Origin of the sequence: Burkholderia cepacia, from assembly GCF_001039005.1 — a bacterium.
GTDB lineage: Bacteria > Pseudomonadota > Gammaproteobacteria > Burkholderiales > Burkholderiaceae > Burkholderia > Burkholderia theae.
Window position 1 is genome coordinate 1 of sequence record NZ_LDWR01000042.1, and the last position, 21266, is coordinate 21266.

Below are 21266 nucleotides of genomic sequence, written 5' to 3' on the forward strand. Positions count from 1 at the left end.
ACGTGGAAGTCGACAGCGACGTCACCGCACTGTTGGTCGAGCTCAGGCCGGTGGACAGCGAGCTGATGCCGGTCGACGTCGACGTGGACAGCGAGGTGATCGAGCTATTGGCCGACGACAGGCCCGTCGACGTGGAAGTCGACAGCGAAGTCACCGAGCTGTTGGTCGAGCTGAGGCCGGTGGACAGCGAGCTGATGCCGGTCGAGGTCGACGTGGACAGCGACGTGATCGAGCTATTGGCCGACGACAACCCGGTCGACGTGGAAGTCGACAGCGAGCTGATACCGGTCGAGGTCGACGTGGACAGCGACGTGATCGAGCTATTGGCCGACGACAGGCCCGTCGACGTGGAAGTCGACAGCGAGGTCACCGAACTGTCGGTCGAGCTGAGGCCCGTGGACAGCGAGCTGATACCGGTCGAAGTCGACGTGGACAGCGACGTGATCGAGCTATTGGCCGACGACAGGCCCGTCGACGTGGAAGTCGACAACGACGTCACCGAACTGTCGGTCGAGCTGAGGCCCGTGGACAGCGAGCTGATGCCGGTCGACGTCGACGTGGACAGCGACGTGATCGAGCTATTGGCCGACGACAACCCGGTCGACAACGACGACACGCCCGTCGACAACGACGACACGCCCGTCGACAACGAACTGACACTCGACGCCGTCGACGTCGACAATGAATTGACCGCCTGGTTCGTCGCATTGAGCTGCGAACCGTTGATCGCATCCGTGCTCGCCGAACTGATGCGCCCGGCGGCGACGTTGGTGATCTGGCGTTCGGTGCCCGGCGCACCGACGCTGACGACGCTGGTCGGCGTCGTGCCCTGGAAGTTGTACGTGACACCACCGATCACCGCGCTTGCCGTCGGATTCGGCGCGGCCGTCGTCGACCCCGAGCCGAGCGCGACATCGTTCGCGTTGTTCGCCACGGCCGACGCGCCGAATGCCACCGCGCCTGCCGCCGCCGCGGTCGACGTGTTGCCGAGCGCGAGCGAGCCGGTGCCCTGCGCGTTGTTCGAATTGCCGATCGCCACCGCGCCGTTGCCGTTCGCGGTATTGTTCGAACCGGCCGTGACCGCGCCGGTACCGATCGCGGTACTCGGGTCGCCGATGGCCACCGCGCCGTTGCCGCTGACCGTCTGGCCTTCGCCGAGCGCCACGGCGCCGATGCCCGTCAGCACCTTCGAGTTGTGGCCGCCTGCGATCGAGCCGGTGCCTGCCGCTGCCGCCACCGTATTGCTGTCGCCGATGGCGACGGTCGATCCGGCGAGGGCTTGCGACTTGAAGCCGAGCGCCGTCGCATCGCTATTGCCGGCCACCGTCTGATTCCCCAACGCGATGGCGCTGTTGCCCGACGCCGTTGCGCTGGTGCCCATCGCGACGGCGTTGGTATTCGTTCCCGTCCCGGCCGAATCGCCGATCGCGATGGACGACGGGCCGGCCGAACTGGAACCCGTGCCGATCGCAATCGCGCGAATGCCGGACGCTGCCGCGCCCGCCGCCGCCGCCGGCGTCGCCGCCCCGCCTTCCGCTACGGAATCCGCGCCGCCCAGCGCGATCGAATTGGCGCCGCTGGCGCTTGAGCCGTTCATCATGCCGAGCGCGCTCACGCCAGTGGCGGCGGCCCCCGCGCCCAACGCCACGGCGTTCTGGGCAGTGGCGTGAGCCACCGTTCCCGCAGCCAGCGAAGACGGGCCGGATGACGTGACATCCGTGCCGATACCCACTGCGCCCGCCGCCGTCGCGCCGGTGCCCGCGGCGGTGCGCGCACCCAGATACACCGAGTTGAGACCGCTGGCGATCGACTGGTAACCGAACGCGATGGCGCTCGACCCGCTGGCGGTGCTCGACCACCCGCCCGCCAACGCGTAAGTCGCCAACGCGCTTGAACTGACGCCGAGGGCGGTGGAGTTTCCCCCCGTCGCGACGGCGAACGTACCCAGCGCGCTGGCGCCGGCCGCCGAAGCGCTGGAACTGACGCCCAGCGCAACTGAATTGATGCCGCTGGAGATCGAGCCCCCGCCCAGCGCCATTGCGCCGTCCGCGATTGCCTGGGAAAACTGGCTGAGCGCGACCGCGTAAAGTCCGCTTGCACTCGCGTGGTAACCCAGCGCCGTCGCCCCCGATCCCGTCGCGGTCGACTGGTAGCCCACGCACGTCGTGCCGCCGCTATAGAGGTTGTACGGCGGCGCCGTACAATCCACCTGTGCCTGCGCCTGCGTGCCCCACCCGCCCGCACCGATCAGCAGCAGCGCGATCAACCCTCGGGGAGACGGATTCCAACGCGCATTGACGCTGGTCGACTCGACAACCTCGGCGCTGCCCGCCGCATCGCGACTCGACGACGCAACCCGCTTGCCGCGCGCGCGATCGAGCTCCGACGCCGCAACCCAGGCTCCCAATGCTTCGTTCCAGATCGACTTGAACGACTTGTTCATCTTGTCTTCCCTCGGTTCTCATGTGCTGGATGACGCGACAACGCACGCTGCGGCCGGCGAAAACGCATCCCTGCGCGTTCCGCTTGCCTCGCGACGCTTCGCTCTTCACTTTGGATGACTAACTAAACGACTGAGCAACGCTGCACGACACTCGCGATCGTTATCGCGATCACGCGACCGCACCCCGCATGTGCGTTGCAGCACGATGCGCGGCGACGATCGCCGGTTATCGAAACACGGAAGCCGATGTCGCCGTCCCGGCGGCGGCACGATGCGCGGCGCATGACCAATGCGCGCGCGTGCGCCGTCGCGCCGAACCTGCGGCGACCTCGAATTTCATGGGAAAGCGTCGTTCAGACGCCGGATGGACGGATGCCGGCCCGACCCTCGGGCGGCCCGTCGTGATTCATTCAGGAGGAGGATGACACCGTGCAGTCCCCGGGTCTGAAGCATGCGCCGCCGGCTCGCTCGAACCGGTGCGTCGATCTGCCATGCCTGTCGTGTTCATATTTTTCGTGCCCGCCTGATTCGATAGCGCACCGCGCGCGATCGCGCCCGGCCGAATCGAACCGCCAGGCTGCCAACGCAACGCCGCTCACACTTTCCGTTCGGCCGCCAAACGCTCTTTCCGGATTTCCGGAAAAGCATCGATGGCTCGCCGAACGACCTTGCATCGAATTAATCGATCGAATTTCCTCGTCGATTTTTTCTTTTCAGATGCCTCACCACCTGACAGACCTCGCTATTCTCCGGCTTATCTTATATACGAACACATTCGGAGAATTATGAAATCTGTATTACCCTCGTGCCATTTATTCGCCTGCCGTCGCATTCCCATATTTTGAGAATTTCATCACCCAATGTCACATTGAATCCTGCGTGCAGCGGGATGCGACAGCGATAAGTCGTTTGCGCAAATTCGGTCACCTCGAAGAACCGATTCCAGCCGCGCCGGGGCTAGTGTGCTGGTATTCGTTCAAACAAACCTTTTCTCGAGCGGAAAAACCCTTTTCCCAAGCGGACGACATTTACATTCATACATTCCGACGCGAATTTCTGTTTCTCCGTGAAAGAAATTTCCGAACCGCCATCAATGAAATCTTAATCAGTCAAGCCTCGAATCGGCACTTTCTATTTATCCAAATGACACCAATCCTCGACATGAGACGCCCGAATTCATCGCCCGGGCCATTTCAACCAGATAATCGATTTTCCGGAAATGAATACCGATATTAAAAGATAATTCGGCATGTTTTTCCACTTCGTTTCACCCCCGTCGATCGCCGCTGCCGGAAACGCGCCGCGCCCCCGCCGGATATGCCCACACAGGCCGCACGGAATCCTCACAATCCGGCTGTTGCCGACATATAATTTTTCGCAACAATCGTGCACATAGCCGATGCTTTCAGCCCGTCAGGCCTACTTCCCTACCCGTCCGCAACCATGTCATCCCGCTTGTCCAGTCCGGCGCCGCCTCGCTCCACGCCGGATCTCGCTGACGCACATATTCTTGTCGTCGACGATCGCCCGAACGACCTGCGGCTCCTGACCGAGATATTGCGTGTCGCGCGGTGCCGGATCAGCGTCGCGTTCGACGGGCTGCAGGCCTATCACCGCGCGCAGGCGATCGCGCCCGACCTGATCCTGATGGACGTGCGCATGCCGCGCATGGACGGGTTCGCCGCCTGCCGGCTGCTCGCGTCGACGCCGTCGACGCAGTCCATCCCGGTCATCATCCTGACGGCCGCGGGCGATCTCGAGGATCGCATCGCCGGGCTCGAAACCGGCGCGATCGACTACATCGTCAAGCCGTTCGAACCGGCGGAAGTGATTGCCCGGATCCGCAATCACCTGAAACGGACGCGGCGCAGCCAGCCGTTCGCGCACCTGCCCGAACTGCCCGACAACCCCGATGCGGCGCTGGTGCGCGCGGCGAGCGAGGTGCTGCTGCGCGACCTGCGCCATCCGCCGGCGCTCGAAGATCTCGCCAGACAGGTCGGCACGCACGAAAAGCGCCTGTCCCGCGTGTTCCGCGACCATCTCGGCCAGACCGTATTCGAGTATCTGCGCGACACGCGCCTGCGCGCCGCGATGCATTTCCTCGCGGAGACGTCGATGGGGATCGGCGACGTCGCCGAGGAAATCGGCTTTTCCACGCCCGGCAATTTCGCGACGGCCTTCCGCGAGCGCTTCGGCATCACGCCGTCCGACTGGCGCCGCCAGCGCCATGCGGCCCATGCGCCGCCGACGCCCGGGGAGCGCCATCACGATGCCTAGGCGCCACGCCGCATGGGCAGCGGGATGTCGCGCACTGCTGCTGCTCCTGATGGCGGTGGCCGTCACCTGCGCGACGGCCCGGGCCGCATCGACGCCCAACCCCGCGCAACTGGAAGCCGTGTCGCTTTTCGAGGACGCCGGCACGACGATGACCGTCGATCAGGTCGCCGACCGGCTCGCCGATCCGTCACGCAGTGGATCCGCGGCGACCACGCCGGCGTTCAACGTCGAGTTTTCCCGGTCGGCATGGTGGGTCCGCGCGACGCTCGGCAACCGCGGCAGCACGTTGCGCCCGCTGGTCCTGGTGCTGCGCGACGCGCGCGTCGACCATGTCGACTTCTATCTCCAGCGGAATGGCCAGTGGACACACGCCAGCCGCTTCCCCGCCGCCGATGTCGAAACCGACGGCGATGCGAACCGGCAACCATCGCGGTACCCGACACTCGACGTCACGCTGCGCGCCGGCGAAAGCGTCCCCGTGCTGATCCGCGTCACGTCGCGCAAGGAAATGCGGCTCGCGCCGGCCGCGTTCACCCGTGAAGCCTGGTCCGCGCAGGAGTCGCGCGCCACGATGTGGGACTTCGGTTTCTTCGGCGGGTTGCTCGCGCTCGTCTGGTGCGCGCTGCTGATCGGGTTCTTCTCGCGCAGCAGCGTGTTCTACGTGCTGGCCGCGATGGCGCTGAGCACGACGCTGTTCGAAGCGGCGTACCGCGGTTATGCGGCGATGGCGCTGTCGCCCGCCGCACGCGAGTGGGCGGCGCGCGGCGAAGAAGTGTTCGTGTACCTGTCGGTGGCATGCTTCATCGTCTTCATCCTGACGGTCGCGCGACGCGAGCGGGCCCGGATGCCGATGCGTGCCGTCTACATGGCGTTCCTCGCGCTCGAATGCGTCGGCATCGCCGGTGCCGCATGCGGCGACCTGCTGACCTTCACGTGGTTCTGCCTGCGGTTGAACACCGTGCTGGGGATCGTGAACATCTGCGCAGCGTTGACGCTCGCGATCCGCCGGACGCCGACCGGCCGCGTGATGCTGATCGCGATCGCGATCGCCACTTTCAACATGCTGATCCGGATACTCGACGGCATGGACGCGCTGCCGCCGTTCCTGTTCTGGCTCAAGTCGGATATCTATCCGAACCCCGTCATCGCGATCATCGGGCTCGCCACGCACCTGCTGGTGCTGGCCGCATGGATCCACCACGTGGGCCGTCAGCGCACCGAGGCGAGAAAACGGCTCGAACAGTTCCAGCTCACCGAACAGGATCGCCTGCGCGACGAAGTCGCGAAACGGACGGTCGAACTCAACGACGCGCTGCAGCTGGTGAAGACGCACATGCAGCAGAAGATCGAGACGCTCGGTTATGTCAGCCACGACCTGCGCGCGCCGCTGTCCACCATCAACGGCTACGCGAAGCTGCTGCTGCAAAGCGCGACGCGCGGCCAGGCGCGGCTGATCCGGTCGATCGACCGCAGCATCCGCTACCAGCTCGCGCTGATCGACGAATTGCTCGCGTTCACGAAGGCCGAACTGCAGCCGCTCGGCGTTGCGCCGGACACGACCGACCTACCCGGCCTGCTCGACGACATCGGCCACTACGCGGTCGCGCTGTGCGGGCAGCAGGACAACCGGTTCGTCTACCGGCCGGCCACGCCGCTGCCGCGCACGGTGTCGATCGACGGGATGCGGCTGCAGCAGGTGCTGCTCAACCTGTTGTCCAACGCGTCGAAATTCACGCGCGACGGCACGGTCACGTTGTCGGTTCATGCGGCGCGCGACGGCGATGCGTGGCGCCTGCTGTTCGAGGTAGCCGATACGGGCATCGGGATCGACATCACCGGAACCCGCGACATCTTCCGCGCGTATCAGCAGGTGCAGGCCGTGAACGGCGGAACCGGGCTCGGCCTGTTCATCGCGCAACGCATCGTCGGCGCGATGGGCGGCGAGCTGGCCGTCGCCAGCCAGCCGGGTGTCGGCACGTCGTTCTCGTTCCCGGTCGTCGCGCCGGTAGTCGGGCACGCGCTCGTGCCGGTGTCGGAGCTCGTCCGGCGGTTTCAGCCGGACGACGATGCCGAGCCGGAAATCGCCGCGCCCACGATGCACGGCCCGCCCGCCGATGCGCTCGACACGCTGATCCTGCTTGCCGGCGACGGGCGGCTCACCGATATCGAGGAATGGCTCGGTCAGGTTGCGGACGATCCGGATCATGCGGCCTTCGTGCAGGACGTGCGCCATCACCTCGATACGCTCGATCTGCACGCGATCGAGAAACTGGCCCGCTCGCTGAAACGCGCGCACGTTGCCGATACGTCGTTCGATGCCGAAACGGATTCGGCCGAACCGGCCTGACGGCGCAACCGCGGACAGTGCGAGACTGGATCCGCATCCTTCATCCCTGCCTGGAGATCACCGTGCCCGTCAACGTGTTTGCCGAATCATTCGACCTCGAAGCCGCATTCGGCGACGTGTCGGAATACTGGTCGCCGAAAGTCGTCGCACAGGTCAACGATCAGTACGTCAAAGTTGCCAAAGTACGCGGACAGCTCGTCTGGCACGATCACGCGCACGAAGACGAACTGTTCTTCGTCGTGCGCGGGCACCTCAGGATCGAATACGAAGGCGGCCGCGTCGTCGATCTGCCGGCCGGTTCGATGCACGTGGTGCCGCGCGGCACGCTGCACAATCCGGTCGCGGACGACGAATGCTGGATCGTGCTGATCGAACCCGTGCAGACGAAGCACACCGGCGACGTCGCGTCACCGCTGACGCGGACGATCGACGAGCAGTTGCGCGCGTCGCGCTGAGTTCGTTCGTCTGCCTGACTAGGGCCTGTTCCCGCTAATAACGGGCTTGCGCTGGCCCCCAGAAGGGCCGAGCGCGAGGAATGCGACGAAGCGAATACTCGACGTATTCGCGAGGAGCATGACGCGGCGATCGGCCCTTCTGGGGGCCAGCCCCACGAATGAATTTTTCCTAACAGGGGAACGTGCCTTGCCGGCCGTATTGCGGCGTCGATCGTCGCTTGTTTGGCGCGGCCAAACGGCGCTCCTCACTCCTTGCACTACAGCCGGCAACGCACGTTCGCAAGCCCGTTATTAGCGGGAACAGGCCCTAACCCACGCGATACATCGGCACGACATTACTGTCGGCATTCTTCGGAAGCGCCGCAAGCGGGTGGCACGCTTGTTCGAGCAGCCAGTTGGTCAGCACCGCGATATCGAACTCGTTGCAGGCATCCGGGTTCTGGACGAGCACATAGCTCCCGGACCCAACCGTACAGTGCGGAAACAGCTCGACGAGCCGGCCCTGCTTCAGCAGCCCGTCGACCAGCGGCCGCCGTCCGATCGCGATGCCGTGCCCGTCGACGGCAGCCTGAACAAGCTGGTCGTACTGGCTGAAGTACAGCGCGCCGGCCGGCCGCAGGCGCGGCACGCCGAGTTCCCTCAGCAGATGGCTCCACGCGTGCCATGGCCACTCGCCGCGCGGATCGTCGAGATGCAGCAGCACATGCTTGTCGAGGTCCGAAGGCACCATCGACGCGGCGTCGCCCGCGGCGGACACCAGGCTCGGGCTGCAGACCGCAACGACGCGCTCGCGAAACAGCACTTCCGTATCGTCGGTCGATGTACACGGCCCTGCATATCGCACGGCCAAGTGCAAACGTTTGCGTTTAAGATCTTCAATTTCGCTCGTTGCCGATACGCGCACGTCGATGTCCGGATAGCTTGCACGGAACGAACCGAGGCGCGGAATCAGCCACAGTGCCGCGAACGATACGGTCGTCGACAACGAGATCGAGCGCTGGCCCACACTCGACGACAGCTTGCCGATCACCGATTCCAGGTCGGACAACGCGAACGCGATCGCGTCGTACAGTTCGCGTCCCTTGTCGGTCAGCGTCAGCGAACGGATGTGCCGGTGAAAGAGCTCGATGCGGAGCTGTTCCTCGAGCGCCTTGACCTGGCGACTCACGGCGGACTGCGTGACGTTCAGTTCCTGCCCGGCACGCGTGAAGCTCAGATGACGCGCCGCGCATTCGAAGCCCCTCAGGAAATCCAGCGAAGGCAGACTTCTCAATCGTTTTGCCAATCTCACATTAGCCATACCGCCGCCTCAAAGTTGCACCATCGTCAAACAAGTCGCTATTCGTCTCCCAGAGTCGCTTCCTTTCATTTGAATTCGGAAACGATTTTATATTGAAGCATACATGCATCTCATTCTTATTTTCAATCATGACATTTGTATTTATCTATCAATTTTCGTGATACCTACATTCTTACATAAGCGTTATGAAGTAACGATTTTGTAAATGAATATGTGCACGATATTGTGTCGTGATTGATGCGAAAAATACCGCTCCCATGGCGGATTTCGGGCGAATTTCGCCGCTACGTTGGCAGTTTTCACGCTGCAACGGAGCAATCGCGATATGCCTACAAATCAATTTCAATTGCCTGTCTTTTCAGTTGATTTACCGTATTACGAAAACATGCAAAATCTCGGCATGCATATCGAATGCATATAAATCATGAATTTCCTGTTTATTACCAATGACTAAACAAGTGGAATTTCGCTTGATTTCAACGTCGCCAGAAAATTGACGCGCCGATCATTTCCGGAAATGAATATTCCGCCGAGCGCGATTGGCGATCGGCGGTTTTTCACCGCGTTGCGGCCGGCTCCCGACTACACGTCCGCCACCGCCGCGTCCGCGCGCGCCGTCACCTCGCGGCGATAGCGGTTCAGTTCCTGCGCGGTCGCGAACGTGCGCTCGAACAGGATCGACAGGTTGTGCAGGATGCGCTCGACAACCTTCTTTTCCCACTCGCCGTCGAACCGGATCTGCTCGTCGAGCCAGCGCTCGAGCCATTCCGGATCGGGCAGGCGCGACTGCACGGTGTCGCGCGGGAACAGCGCCTGGTTCACGTGCAGGTTGGTCGGGTGCAGCGGCTTCTCGGTGCGGCGCGCCGACGCCATCAGCACGCCGATCTTCGCGAACGCGGCACGCGCAACGTCGCCGCAATTGTTCAGCGCCTTCTTCATGTAGCGCAGGTACGCGCCGCCGTGGCGCGCTTCATCGCGCGAGATCGTTTCGTAGATCTGCTTGATGACGGGCTCGGTGTGCCAGTCGGCCGCGCAGCGATACCAGTGGTTCAGGCGGATCTCGCCGCAGAAGTGCAGCATCAGCGTCTCGAGCGGCGGCGCCGGATCGAACGGGAAGCGCACCGCGTGCAGCTCCGCTTCGGTCGGCACCCTATCCGGCTTGAAGCGGCGCAGGTATTCCATCAGCACGAGCGAATGCTTCTGCTCCTCGAAGAACCACACGCTCATGAATGCGGAAAAGTCGCTGTCGTGCTGGTTGTCGCGCAGGAACATCTCCGTCGCGGGCAGCGCCGACCATTCGGTGATCGCGTTCATCCTGATCGTCTCCGCCTGCTCGTCGGTGAGCAGCGAAGCGTCGAAGCGGGCCCACGGGATGTCCTTCTCCATGTCCCAGCGAACCGCTTCGAGCGACCTGAAAAGTTCGGGATAGAGCATCGTCGTCACCGTCGTCGAAAGGCGTTCGGGCCAGATGGGGTCATGCCGACTGCGTGGACGCCGGCGCGCCGGCTTCGGCGTCGGGCGCGCGCTCGTCCGCATCGTCGTCCACCGTGCGCGGCGACAGCCTGCCGCGCAGCAGCGCGCCATAGAACTGCCGGTACGTGCGGTGGTAGTAGCGGATCTGCGGCGCGATCGCGCCATGCAGATCGTGCAGCCGCTCGATCGGCAGGCCCGGCATCATGTGGTGCTCGACGTGATAGTTGTTGCCGTTCGTGAACCACGTCATGAACGCATTGCTCTCGATCGTCCGCGTGTTGCGGAACGGGTCGGTACTCGTCAAGTCGCAGCGATAGTGCTCCGGCATCTCGACCAGCGCGTGCACGGGCGCTGCGACGAGCACGAGCGGCACGACCCACACCCACACGACAAACCAGGTGTGCAGCGCGAACGACACGCCGGCCAGCAGCGCGATCGTCGCGACCATCAGCAGGTGATCGCGACGGATCGCGCGCGACACGAGCGGGTTGTCGCCGAAGCGCGCGCCCGGCACGACGAGTTTCGCGACGTTCTTCGCGAACTGGATATAGTGCGCGGCCATCGACAGCCGCCATGCCCAAAGCCCGAGATTGACGACGGGGCTCGCGCCGTACTGGTCGCCGTAGTCGAAGAACTCCTTGTTCTCGGGCGTGCCGAGCAACCGGTGATGCCGCAAGTGGCTGTCCTGGTATGCATGGAACGACACGAGCATCGGCATGCCGACCAGCACGCCGAACACCATGTTGAGCCGCTTGCTCCTGAACCCCTGGTAATGCAGCGCCTGGTGCTGCAGCTCGACGCCGTGCGCATACATCGCACCGATCAGCACGATGCCGACGATCTTCAGGATCACAAGCGTCGACAGCGCGAACATCATGCCGTGCGCGAGCAGCGCGACGTAGACCGCCAGCTTCAGCGAGAAGACGACGCCGCTCGGGCGGCTTTTCATGTCTGCAACCGGTTTCGGGCGGGCGACAAGCGATGAGGTGACGGACAAAACGCTCTCCTTGGCCGGACCCTCGCCCGGCACCGTGGACATTGACGACGCTGGCGCGCTGCCGGGTTGCAATTCTTCTGTGAGTCGATGCTTCGGACAAACGAATTTTCCGAACGCATTGCATGACGCCCGCGCATGAGCGAACCACATCGTGAACTAGACGACTGGTCGAATGCGACCGACCGGTCACCTAGTGAATGCGCGCTGCTCATGCATAGCCTGCAAAGATTCCGTTTGTCGCGTTGCGCCGATCCGGCAAGAATCCGCCTCACTCGACGAACGGCGCCGCCGGCACCGTGGCGCGAGCGGCCGTGTTCCTCAACGGGAGATCCTCGTGACGAAGTGCGCATCCACCATCCATCGCCTGATCGAATCGCTCGAGGACGTCGTGGGCGCCTCGCATCGCATGACGTTCGTCGACGATGCGGGCAACGAAGCCGACATCACGTACCGGCGCTTCGCGGAAACGGTGTTTCGCCAGGCCGGCGCGCTGCGCGAACTCGGCGTCCGCGAGAACGACCTGGTGATGCTCGCGCTGCCCGCATCGATCGAGCACGCAGCCGCGATGATGGCCTGCGTGATGACGGGTGCACTGCCCTGCACCGTGCCGGTTCCCGCGCGGCGCGCCGTCGCCGGGCGGCAGGTGGTCGATGTCGCCTGCGAGCTGTACCGGCCGCGCCTCGTCATCGCCGCGGATGCACAGTCCGCCGCCTGGCGCGACGACGCGTTTCCCGCTACGTCTACCCGTGTCGTCGATCTCGCGACGCTGTCGATCGCCGCGGAAGCGGGCGCGCGCGCGCTGATCAGCGCGAAGCGCGGCCGCGATCCGCATCACGTCCAGCTCACGTCGGGCTCGACGTCGCATCCGAAGGCGGCCGTGCTCAGCCACGAGAACGTGGTCGCGAACGTGCTCGGCATCGGCGGATCGGTGCGCTTCGACATCGCGGCCGGCGACGGCACCGCGTCGTGGCTGCCGCTCTATCACGACATGGGGCTGCTCACGCTGCTGTCGAACCTGCACTACCGCGCGCCGTTGCTGATGATGCAACCGAACAGCTTCATCCGGAATCCGCTCGGCTGGTTGAAGCGCATCGCATCGGCGCGCGCGACGACGACGTCGGTGCCGACCTTCGCGTTGCGCTACTGCGTGCGCCGTTTCAATGCCACTGCGATGGAAGGCGTCGACCTGTCCGCGTGCCGCAACATCTTCATCGGCGGCGAACGCGTGGACGACGCCACGTTGCGCGATTTCGCCGCGACGTTCGCGCCGTACGGCCTCGCGGCATCGGCGCTGCAGCCGTGCTACGGGATGGCCGAGTCGACGCTCGCGGTGTCGATGCACCGTGCGTGGCACGAAGGCGCGGTCGACGGCGCCCCGTACGTGATCGCGGACACGCTCGACCGGCGCGCGCTGATCGAGCGCCGCGACGCGCAACCGGCCGCCGCGAACGACCTCGGCGAGCCGGAAACCGAAACCGTGCTCGCGATGGGCACGCCGATCGAAGGGATGGCGTTTCGCATCCTCGACGACGGCGACCATGCGCTGCCGGGCCGCGCGGTCGGCGAAGTCGCGATCCGCGGCACGTCGGTGATGCTCGGCTACCTGAACCCCGACGACGGCACGATCGCCGCGCCGCTGACGGCCGACGGCTGGTTCCGTACCGGCGACATCGGCTACGTCGCGGACGGTCAGCTCCATATCCTCGGCCGCAAGAAGGAAGTCATCATCATTCGCGGCAGCAACTACTTCCCGCACGAGATCGAGGAAGCGCTTGCGTCGCACAGCGCGCTGCGCAAGAGCACCTGCATCGCGTTCGGGCTGCCCGATCCCGAGACCGGCACCGAACGGCTGGTCGTCGCGATCGAAGCGCGGCCGGTCGATGCGACGCCGCAGACGCGCATCGAATGCCAGCAACTGCTCGCGTCGCGCATCGGGTTCGCCGCGCAGGACCTCTGCTTCGTCGAGCCCGGCTCGTTGCCGCGCACGACGAGCGGCAAGCTGCAGCGCCTGAAGTGTCGCGACCTCTACGCGAACGGTGCGCTGCCCGTGATCCATGCGCCGGCGGCCGAAGTCGCACAGGGAGCGTACGCATGACGGCCGCATCGCTCTCGCCGGTGCTCGAACTGCGCGACGTCACGCGCGTGTACGAAGGGGCCGGCCGCGTCGTCGCGGTGCGCGGCGCGACGATTTCGATCGGTCGACGCGACGTGGTCGCGCTGGTCGGCCCGTCCGGCAGCGGCAAGAGCACGCTGCTCAACCTCGCGGGTTTTCTCGACGTGCCGAGCACCGGCGAACGCTGGCTCGAAGGCCGCCGGATCGACGATGCGCCGGACACGCTCGAACGGATTCGCCGCGAGCGCATCGGCTTCGTGTTCCAGCAGTTCAACCTGATTCCGGTGATGTCGGCGCTCGAGAACGTCGAACTCGGCTGCTTCGCGTGGGGCACGCCGCGCACACGTCGCGAGCGTGCCCGCGCGATGCTCGACGCAGTCGGGCTGGCCGCGCGCGAACGCCACCGTCCCGGCGAACTGTCCGGCGGCGAGCAGCAGCGGGTCGCGCTGGCCCGCGCGCTCGCCAAGGAGCCGGCCATCGTGATCGCGGACGAACCGACCGCGAGCCTCGACAGCATCAACGCGCAGGCGGTCGCCGAGCTGATCCTCGACACCAATCGCACGCTGGGAACCGCTTTTCTGATTGCGTCGCACGACGATCGTCTGTGCGCGCGCCTGCCTCGCCGCATCGAGATGCGCGACGGCGTACCGGGAGTGAACCGTGAACTGGTCGACGTTTGCGTGGCGTAACCTCTGGCGCAATCGGCGCCGCACCGTGCTCACGATGGCGATGATCGGCGTCGCCGCGTTCGCGTCGAGCCTAGCGCTCGGCTACGTGATCGCAACCTTCGACGCGGTGCGCGAAGGGTCGATCGACAGCGGCGTCGGCCATGTGCAGGTGCTGCATCACGGCTACCTCGACCTGATCGGCGAGCGGCCGCTGCAATACGGGCTGACCGCCGACGAGCAGGCCGCCGCGGCACGCGCCGTGGCGACGCTGCACGGCGTCGCCACGACCGCGCGCGGCATCGACTTCGACGGATTGATCTCGAACGGCGATCTCAGCTACGGCTTCGTCGGCGAAGGCATCGAGCCGAACCGCGAGCCGCCCGGCTTCTTCGACTATCACACGGTGCTGTCGGGCCGCTATCTGTCGCCGACGAACGCCGGCACCGAGGTCGTCGTCGGCGCCGAACTCGCGCGCAAGCTCGGCGTCCACGTGGGCTCGGTCGTGCAGCTGATGGCATCGACCGCGCACGGCGGCATCAACGCGACCGACGCGCAGATCGTCGGCGTGATGAGTACCGGCAACAAGGACGTCGACGAGCGGATCGTCAACGTGACGTTCGCTGCCGCGCAGGCGCTGCTGCGCACTGACCGTGCGTCGCGCATCGCGGTGTTCCTGTCGAATACGTCGCACACACCGGCCGCCGCCGCGACGCTGCACGCCGCGCTGCCGTCGCTCGACGTGAAGACGTGGGATCAGCTCGTGTCGCTGTATCACCAGGTCGTCGCGCTGTACAAGAACCAGTTCTCGGTGTTCGGCGCGATCCTGAGCCTGACGATCCTGCTGTCGATGAGCAACTGGATCCTGATGAGCATCGTCGAGCGCCGCCGCGAGATCTCGACGCTGCGCGCGCTCGGCGTGCCGGCCGCAACGGTGCGCGGCGTGCTGATCCAGGAGACCGCGCTGCTCGGCCTGCTCGGCGCGGCCGCCGGCATCGCGGTGGCACTGCTCACGATGGTCGCGCTCAATCACGCGCAGATCCACCTGCCCGCGCCGCCGGGCCGCGTGAAGCCGATCCTGCTCGAATTCACGGTATCGCCAGCCGCCGTGGCTGCCGTCGAAGGCGCGTTCGTCGTGCTCGGCGTGGCGGCGGCGCTGCTCGCGACGCTCGGACTCGCCAAACGCAACATCCTCGAAGGACTCGCCCCATGATCCGCATTCGCGTTTTGTTCGCCGCGCTCGTCGCGTGCGCGCCGGTTGCCCATGCCGCCGACGCACCGACGGCCCAGACCATGCTTGCCCGTGCCGACGCGTATCGCAGCACGGCCGCCGATACGCAGACGAACATCGAGATCACGAACCTGGTCGGCGGACAATCCGACGACGCGACGCGATATCTCGTCTATACGCGCGGCAACGGCGACACGCTCGCGCTGACCCGCAGCGGCGAGAACGACGGCCAGAAGTACCTGGCGACGACGCGCGGGCACTGGTTCTACGTGCCGAACACGCGCAGCGCGGTACGCATCAACGGGATGCAGCGGCTGCAGGGCGAAGTCGTCATCAGCGACATCACGCGCACGCATTGGGCGGACAGCTACCGCGCCACGGCCGCGCCCGGCACCACGACGATCGCCGGCAAGCCGGCCACCGAGCTCGACCTGACCGCGACCGATCCCGACAACGTCTATCCGACGATCAAGCTGTGGGTCACGCCGGACAGCGACGTGCCGGTGCGCGCGCAGTTCTTCCTGGCCAGCGGCCTGCTGTTCCGCAGCGCCGATTTCTCCGCGCCGGTCGACGCGAACGGGCGCAAGGTGATCCGCAAGATCACCTATCGCAACGAGATCGAAAAGCAGCGCGCGAGCGTCGTCGACATGCTCGACGGCCAGCCGCGCAAGATTCCGTCGGGCTGGTTCAATCCCGACACGCTTGCCGATGGCCAGTGACCACGACGCCCATGCTGACGCTCATCGTGACCGCCCTCGTCCATCGACCGGCCGCGCCCGCACGCCGTGCCGGCGTGCATGGCAAGGCGCCGCGCTCGCCGTCCCGCTCGCGCTGGGCTGCTCGCTCGCGCACGGAGAATCGCTGATGGACCAGCTCAGCACGCTGAACGGCATCGCGTACGCACGCTCGGTCGACAGCATGGACGGCCATGCGCTGCTCGGCAACCTGATCGGCGACCAACCGCGCGACCAGCAGGAAGCCGGCCTGCTCGCCCGCATCGACGGCGAAAACCTGTTCATGAACGCTCGCGTCGTCGCGAGCAACCACTCGCTCGGCGCGCAGTCCAGCCGCTTCAACGAGGCCGGCGTGCGCTACGCGTTCGACAACGGGATCACGCTCACGGCCGGCAAGCGGATCGACCCGCTCGACACGTCGCAGGCGTTTTTTCCGCTCGGCTTCTTCCAGAAGCGGGCCGCGACGGCGGACATCTACGATCGTTACGGCGACGTCGAAGGCACGCCGCTCGTCGAGGCGAAATGGGCCGGCGAACAGACCACGCTGCAGTTCATCGCCGGCGAGAACCGCACGCTGCGCAACGACGTCGACAACCGCGACGTGCAGGGCGCGACGCAGCTCGTGCGCGGCGCGTACAACTGGTCGGGCGGCTCCGCCGCGTTGCTGGCCGGCCGTCACGCGGGCCGCGGCGGCGCCGGCGCGACGCTGTCGTTCGACGTCGCACGCTCGAACACCGTCTATGCGAGTGCATGGCTCGAGCGCGGCACGACGCGGCCGCTGCCGGCGTTCATCGCGAACGGCACGCCGCTCGATTCGCCGGCCGCGTACGACGCGGTCGACCGCCGCAACGACCGCCAGGTCATGTGGCGCAGCGCGGTCGGGATGCAAAGCGCGCTGCCCGGCAACCTGTCGCTGATCGTCGAGTGGTCGCACGACGAGGCACGTTACGACGCGAACCAGTGGCGCCAGCTCGTCGGCGCGGTCCGCGCGAACAACGCACTGCTGCCCGTCGCGCCCGGCGCCGCGCTGGCCGGCCTCGGCGGCACGGCCGATTTCGTGAGCGCCGACGGCAATCTGCGCGACTACCTGTTCGCGCGGCTCGGCAAGAAGATCGGCCGCGTCGAGTATTCGCTGCGCGGCGTCTATTCGCCGCAGGACAAGGGCCTGCTCGCGATCGCCCAGGTCGTCGCCGACGTGAACCAGCGCGTGAGCGTCGATGTCGCGCTCACGCACGCATTTTCAGACAGCAATTCCGAGTACCGGATGGTCGGTCTCGGCACCCGCATCGACGCCGCCGTGCGCGTGCGCTTCTGACAGGAACCCTGCCATGTCCACGCTTTCCGTTTCCGCTTCGTCCGCTGCTCCGCTGTCGCCGCCGCTGCTGTTGCGCGTGGCCGACCAGGCCGCGTATCCGGTCATGCGCCACCTCGACACGATCGGCACGCCGCCGCGCGCGGCGGCCCGGCTCGTCGAAGCCGCCGTCGTGCGGCTGCTCGACAGCGAGATGGTGATCGCGCTGCGCGCCGCCACGCCCGACGTGCTGCCCGATTCGTCCGCATCGGCGCCGCTGCGGCACGACGAGGCGCCGCTCACCGAAGCGCTGCTCGAACAGATCGGCCGCGAAGGCTTCCACCATCTGTTCAAGCCATTCATGCGCGCGTTCATCCGCATCATGTTCGGGCTGTTCTTTTCCGACGACCAGAACCGTCGCGCATGCGACTGCATCGACGCCGGTCACAACTTCGCATTCCTGATGAGCGACGGCGGCGGCCCGACCCTTGCCGCGTGGCGCACGGTCGTGCGCAGCGACGACAGCGGCCTCGCGCTCACCGTCGACAAGGTGTGGGGCATCGAGGCGCACCGCGACTGCATGGCGGTCGTCGCGGCCCGCTTGCCGGGCGTGATGTTCCCGGCCGCGTACCTCGTGTGGCCCGACGAATATCGAAAACTGAAGCGCGCGACCTGCGGCGCGCCGTTCCTCGCGGGCAACCTGCAGCTCGCGAACGTCGGCGGCCAGGTACGCGTCAACGCCGAGGACCGCCTCCGGATCGGCGGCCCGACCGTGTTCAACAAATACCTGACCGTCGTGCGGCCGTACTTCGTCCGCGCGCTGATGGCACACGTCGACTGGCTCGCGCAGACCGGCCGCGTCGAACTCGATGCCGACGCACGCGCCGTGCACCGTTTCATCGCCAGCGCCGCGCGCAGCCAGACCGACGACGCGCACTACAGCTTCGGCAAGGTGCAGCGCGTGCTCGCGATCAAGCTGCTGTCGAACGAGTTCCTGACGGCACTCGTGCGCGACGGCAAGGTGGCCACCTTCGACGACCAGCGCGACCTGCTGGCGTTTTCGAAGATGGAAGGCAGTTCGTACCGTTGTTATCACGAGCTTCGCAAGAGCCTGCGCTGCGAAGCCGGCAGTTGACCCACGCGACAGGCCGATCGATCCCGATCAATCCACTCAAAAACCCAGGAGCTCCTCTCATGACGACCCAGAACGTTCCGGCCGACGCGCTCGACATCCTGTCCCGCGAAGTCGCGAAGATCCTCAACATCGAGACCGTCGACACGGATGCCGGCATCGGCGAACTCGGCATCGATTCGCTGAACATCGTCGAGCTGATCGTGTTCTGCGAACAGCTGTACGGTTCGATCGATCCGGAAGCGCTGAACATCACGCAATATACGACGCTGCAGCAGCTCGACGCGCAGCTGCGCCGCCAGCAGCACGCCGCCTGACACGACGATGCTCGCGCCTCTTGCCACCGCGACGGCAGCCGCCGTCCAGCCGGCCCCGGCGACCGCGCTGACCGTGCAGGCGCTCGCGTACCGGCGCGTCGCGCCGGCGCGCGACGGCGCGGTCGTGCCGCTCGCCGACACGGCCATGGCGATCGGCGCGCTCGCCTGTGCCGAACGCGAGCGGTTGTGCGGCACGGTCTGCGCGGACGACTACGTGGTCAGCTCGACGATCCTGTCGATGCTGTTGATGAACGACTCGCCGGAGCACCGCGTGTTTGCGCAGGCGCTCGCCGGCGCGAACGACTACACGCCCGACTGGATGACCTGCTCGTACGAATGCGCGGGCTGGGGTTACGTGCTGCGCCGCGCGCTCGCGACGACCGCCGACACCGGGCCGCGCACGCTGCTGCTGCAGATCATCGACATCGACGTGCACGGCTACACGTACTGGCACGGCAATCCGGCATGGGGGCACTCGGGTTTCGGCGTCTGCACGCTGCTCGTCGATGTCGGCCGCGAGCCGGCGCAGTCGGTGCTCACGGACGCCGCGCCGCCCGCCAGCGCAGTCATGCGGCTGGGCCGCGACATCCGCACCTTCTGCGCGGCCCGCCCCGGCGTGCACGCGGCGCTGCCGTTCTTTCCGGCCACGTCGCGCCGCGCGCTGCTGGCTTCCGTCGGCAAAACGCCGCTGCTGCCGGACGGCCACGGGCTGTTCGGTCATGCGTTCGGCAGCGATCCGTGGCTGTCGGTGCTGCTCGCGCATCGCGACGGCGACACGCCGCGCCGCGCGGCCGTCTGCTCGCTCGCGCTGAACGGCTATTACGCGATCGCCGACATCGCGTTCGCGCCGGACGCGACGTTCTCTCTGCACGGCGAGGCGTGACATGGTGCGACCCGTTCATTTCACCTACCGGATCGAGCGCGATGCACGGCAGCCGGTCGCGGTCGCGGCGAGCGCGTACCGGATGCCGCTCGACACGCCCGCCGACTACGCGCGCGCCGCGCTGGCCGAAGCGGCCGGCGACACGTACGACGCAGACGACGCACCCATCGGCGAACGTCGCGTGCTGCTCGACCACGTCCAGTATTTCGCATTCCTCGCGGAAGCCACCGCGCGGATCCGCGACGCCGTGCATCCGGATGCACGCGTCTTCATCGAAGTCTGCGCGCCGTACTTCGGCGCGCTGCCGGCCGAACTGCTCGCGCCGCACGTGCTGCTCGGCGTGCACCTGTACGACGAAGCGCTGCGCGATGCCGCGCGCGGCACGCCGATCATATGGATCGGCGACCGGATCCTGCGCGATGCGGAGTTCGCCGGCGACAACCGCGTGTGCTGCGCGATCTGGCCCGCCCGGCTCGCCGACACCTTCGACGCGCAACTGCGCGGCCCGTGGCCGTCGTATGCGATCCGCCTCGAGCCGCATCCGGGCGCGTCGCGCACCGCCGCCACCTTGACCGATTCCGCCCATCATTCCGGCGCCGCCGTGCGGCCGGGGAGACCTTGACATGAATCAAACGCTCACCGTTATGCAGGACACGGCCGATATCCGCTGGTCGATGCCCGTCGATGCGCTGATGTCGAACGACTACGCGCTGCGCGAAGAGGCGCTGAACCGGCTGTACGAAAAGGCGAAGGCCGCGCAGTGGGACGTCGCGACCGACGTCGACTGGAGCCACGAGCTCGATCCGGCCAATCCGCTCGGCATGCCCGACCCGACGCTGCTGATCTACGGCACCGAACTGTGGGGCAAGCTGTCCGACACCGACAAGCGCGAGGTGCGCCATCACGCGCAGGGCTGGCTGCTGTCGCAGATCCTGCACGGCGAGCAGGCCGCGCTGATCTGCGCGTCGAAGCTCGCGTCGGCCGAGACCGGCCTGAGCGCACGCTTGTGCGCGGCGGCGCAGATGATGGACGAAGCGCGTCACGTCGAGGCCTACGCGAAGCTCGTCAACGAGAAGCTCGACGTCAGCTATCCGATGAGCCGCTCGCTGAAGGGGCTGCTGCACGACACGATCACGAGCAGCGCGCTCGACATGACGAACCTCGGGATGCAGGTGCTTGTCGAGGGCATCGCGCTGTCGATCTTCCAGAGCGTGGTCGCATACAGCACCGATCCGTTCATCAAGGATCTGTTCGTGCGGATCCAGCGCGACGAATCGCGTCACTTCGCGGTCGGCCGGATCACGCTGTGCCGCGTGTATGCGGAGATGAGTTCGAGCGAGCTGCGCGAGCGCGAGCAGTTCGTCTGCGAAGGCGCGGCCGTGCTGTACGAGCACCTGTGCGCGGACGACATCTGGGAACCGATGGGGCTGTCGAAGCGCGAATGCAGCGCGATGGTGCGCGAGTCGCCGGTGTCGAGTTCGATCCGGCGCTCGATCTTCCGGCGTCTCGTGCCGACGATCCGCGAGATGGGCCTGCTCACGCCGACCGTGCAGGCGACCTTCGAAAAACTCGACGTCCTCGACTACGCGGCGATGCCGCTCAACTGAC

General features: G+C 66.1%; 17 protein-coding genes. 13 read left to right on the forward strand and 4 right to left on the reverse strand.

The window, feature by feature from the left end; translation table 11 throughout:
- Positions 1-2443, reverse strand: a 2443-nt coding sequence (locus tag VL15_RS40495) for an ESPR-type extended signal peptide-containing protein (RefSeq protein WP_268991220.1), incomplete at its 3' end; no start/stop codon positions are given.
- Between the two features lie 1443 nt (positions 2444-3886).
- Here VL15_RS40495 and VL15_RS23690 point away from each other — a divergent pair.
- The 3 genes from VL15_RS23690 to VL15_RS23700 all read left to right on the forward strand — a co-directional run bounded on the left by VL15_RS23690 (position 3887) and on the right by VL15_RS23700 (position 7522).
- Complete coding sequence (locus VL15_RS23690; RefSeq protein ID WP_048248924.1) at positions 3887-4720, forward strand: response regulator; 834 nt, start codon at positions 3887-3889, stop codon at positions 4718-4720.
- Positions 4713-7067 (forward strand): sensor histidine kinase, encoded by a 2355-nt coding sequence (locus tag VL15_RS23695; RefSeq protein ID WP_048249065.1) that lies wholly within the window; start codon positions 4713-4715, stop codon positions 7065-7067. The genes VL15_RS23690 and VL15_RS23695 overlap by 8 nt, the downstream gene beginning before the upstream one ends.
- Positions 7068-7129: 62 nt before the next feature.
- Positions 7130-7522 carry a cupin domain-containing protein gene (locus VL15_RS23700; RefSeq protein WP_419188688.1) on the forward strand — a complete coding sequence of 131 codons (393 nt, stop codon included), beginning with the start codon at positions 7130-7132 and terminating at the stop codon, positions 7520-7522.
- Positions 7523-7829: 307 nt separating this feature from the next.
- On the opposite strand, the gene VL15_RS23705 is transcribed toward VL15_RS23700, so the two are convergent.
- The 3 genes from VL15_RS23705 to VL15_RS23715 all read right to left on the reverse strand — a co-directional run bounded on the left by VL15_RS23705 (position 7830) and on the right by VL15_RS23715 (position 11244).
- A complete protein-coding gene (locus VL15_RS23705) occupies positions 7830-8822 on the reverse strand; it encodes a LysR substrate-binding domain-containing protein (protein WP_048248925.1) in 993 nt (330 codons plus the stop codon).
- A gap of 582 nt (positions 8823-9404) precedes the next feature.
- Complete coding sequence (locus VL15_RS23710; RefSeq protein WP_048249067.1) at positions 9405-10265, reverse strand: ferritin; 861 nt, start codon at positions 10263-10265, stop codon at positions 9405-9407.
- A 31-nt stretch (positions 10266-10296) separates the two neighbouring features.
- Positions 10297-11244 (reverse strand): fatty acid desaturase family protein, encoded by a 948-nt coding sequence (locus VL15_RS23715; RefSeq protein ID WP_048248926.1) that lies wholly within the window; start codon positions 11242-11244, stop codon positions 10297-10299.
- Between the two features lie 382 nt (positions 11245-11626).
- Between VL15_RS23715 and VL15_RS23720 the strand changes: the two genes are divergently transcribed.
- Genes VL15_RS23720 through VL15_RS23765 form a run of 10 tightly spaced genes read left to right on the forward strand, consistent with a single transcriptional unit; the run spans position 11627 to position 21265 of the window.
- Positions 11627-13387, forward strand: coding sequence for a fatty acyl-AMP ligase (locus VL15_RS23720; protein WP_048248927.1), 1761 nt, complete (start codon positions 11627-11629; stop codon positions 13385-13387).
- Complete coding sequence (locus VL15_RS23725) at positions 13384-14094, forward strand: ABC transporter ATP-binding protein (protein ID WP_048248929.1); 711 nt, start codon at positions 13384-13386, stop codon at positions 14092-14094. Before VL15_RS23720 ends, VL15_RS23725 begins: the two co-directional genes overlap by 4 nt.
- Entirely contained in the window at positions 14066-15283 is a 1218-nt protein-coding gene (locus tag VL15_RS23730; RefSeq protein WP_048248930.1) for an ABC transporter permease, read from the forward strand. The genes VL15_RS23725 and VL15_RS23730 overlap by 29 nt, the downstream gene beginning before the upstream one ends.
- Complete coding sequence (locus VL15_RS23735; RefSeq protein WP_048248931.1) at positions 15280-16020, forward strand: outer membrane lipoprotein-sorting protein; 741 nt, start codon at positions 15280-15282, stop codon at positions 16018-16020. Before VL15_RS23730 ends, VL15_RS23735 begins: the two co-directional genes overlap by 4 nt.
- The gene (locus VL15_RS23740) at positions 16010-17350 is read left to right on the forward strand and encodes a hypothetical protein (protein WP_048248933.1); all 1341 of its coding nucleotides are present in this window, start codon (positions 16010-16012) and stop codon (positions 17348-17350) included. The genes VL15_RS23735 and VL15_RS23740 overlap by 11 nt, the downstream gene beginning before the upstream one ends.
- A gap of 13 nt (positions 17351-17363) precedes the next feature.
- Entirely contained in the window at positions 17364-18461 is a 1098-nt protein-coding gene (locus tag VL15_RS23745; protein WP_048248934.1) for a hypothetical protein, read from the forward strand.
- A 59-nt stretch (positions 18462-18520) separates the two neighbouring features.
- A complete protein-coding gene (locus VL15_RS23750) occupies positions 18521-18775 on the forward strand; it encodes an acyl carrier protein (RefSeq protein ID WP_048248936.1) in 255 nt (84 codons plus the stop codon).
- A gap of 7 nt (positions 18776-18782) precedes the next feature.
- Positions 18783-19658, forward strand: coding sequence for a hypothetical protein (locus tag VL15_RS23755; RefSeq protein WP_048248938.1), 876 nt, complete (start codon positions 18783-18785; stop codon positions 19656-19658).
- A gap of 1 nt (position 19659) precedes the next feature.
- Positions 19660-20280 carry a hypothetical protein gene (locus VL15_RS23760; protein WP_048248939.1) on the forward strand — a complete coding sequence of 207 codons (621 nt, stop codon included), beginning with the start codon at positions 19660-19662 and terminating at the stop codon, positions 20278-20280.
- Between the two features lies 1 nt (position 20281).
- Positions 20282-21265, forward strand: coding sequence for a ferritin-like domain-containing protein (locus tag VL15_RS23765; RefSeq protein ID WP_048248940.1), 984 nt, complete (start codon positions 20282-20284; stop codon positions 21263-21265).
- Position 21266 lies beyond the last annotated feature (1 nt).

Coding starts and splice junctions, on each gene's coding strand:
- VL15_RS23690 (WP_048248924.1), top strand. CDS start 3,887: ATGTCATCCCGCTTGTCCAGTCCGGCGCCGCCTCGCTCCACGCCGGAT.
- VL15_RS23695 (WP_048249065.1), top strand. CDS start 4,713: ATGCCTAGGCGCCACGCCGCATGGGCAGCGGGATGTCGCGCACTGCTG.
- VL15_RS23705 (WP_048248925.1), bottom strand. CDS start 8,822: ATGGCTAATGTGAGATTGGCAAAACGATTGAGAAGTCTGCCTTCGCTG.
- VL15_RS23715 (WP_048248926.1), bottom strand. CDS start 11,244: ATGAAAAGCCGCCCGAGCGGCGTCGTCTTCTCGCTGAAGCTGGCGGTC.
- VL15_RS23725 (WP_048248929.1), top strand. CDS start 13,384: ATGACGGCCGCATCGCTCTCGCCGGTGCTCGAACTGCGCGACGTCACG.
- VL15_RS23735 (WP_048248931.1), top strand. CDS start 15,280: ATGATCCGCATTCGCGTTTTGTTCGCCGCGCTCGTCGCGTGCGCGCCG.
- VL15_RS23740 (WP_048248933.1), top strand. CDS start 16,010: ATGGCCAGTGACCACGACGCCCATGCTGACGCTCATCGTGACCGCCCT.
- VL15_RS23745 (WP_048248934.1), top strand. CDS start 17,364: ATGTCCACGCTTTCCGTTTCCGCTTCGTCCGCTGCTCCGCTGTCGCCG.
- VL15_RS23750 (WP_048248936.1), top strand. CDS start 18,521: ATGACGACCCAGAACGTTCCGGCCGACGCGCTCGACATCCTGTCCCGC.
- VL15_RS23755 (WP_048248938.1), top strand. CDS start 18,783: ATGCTCGCGCCTCTTGCCACCGCGACGGCAGCCGCCGTCCAGCCGGCC.
- VL15_RS23760 (WP_048248939.1), top strand. CDS start 19,660: ATGGTGCGACCCGTTCATTTCACCTACCGGATCGAGCGCGATGCACGG.
- VL15_RS23765 (WP_048248940.1), top strand. CDS start 20,282: ATGAATCAAACGCTCACCGTTATGCAGGACACGGCCGATATCCGCTGG.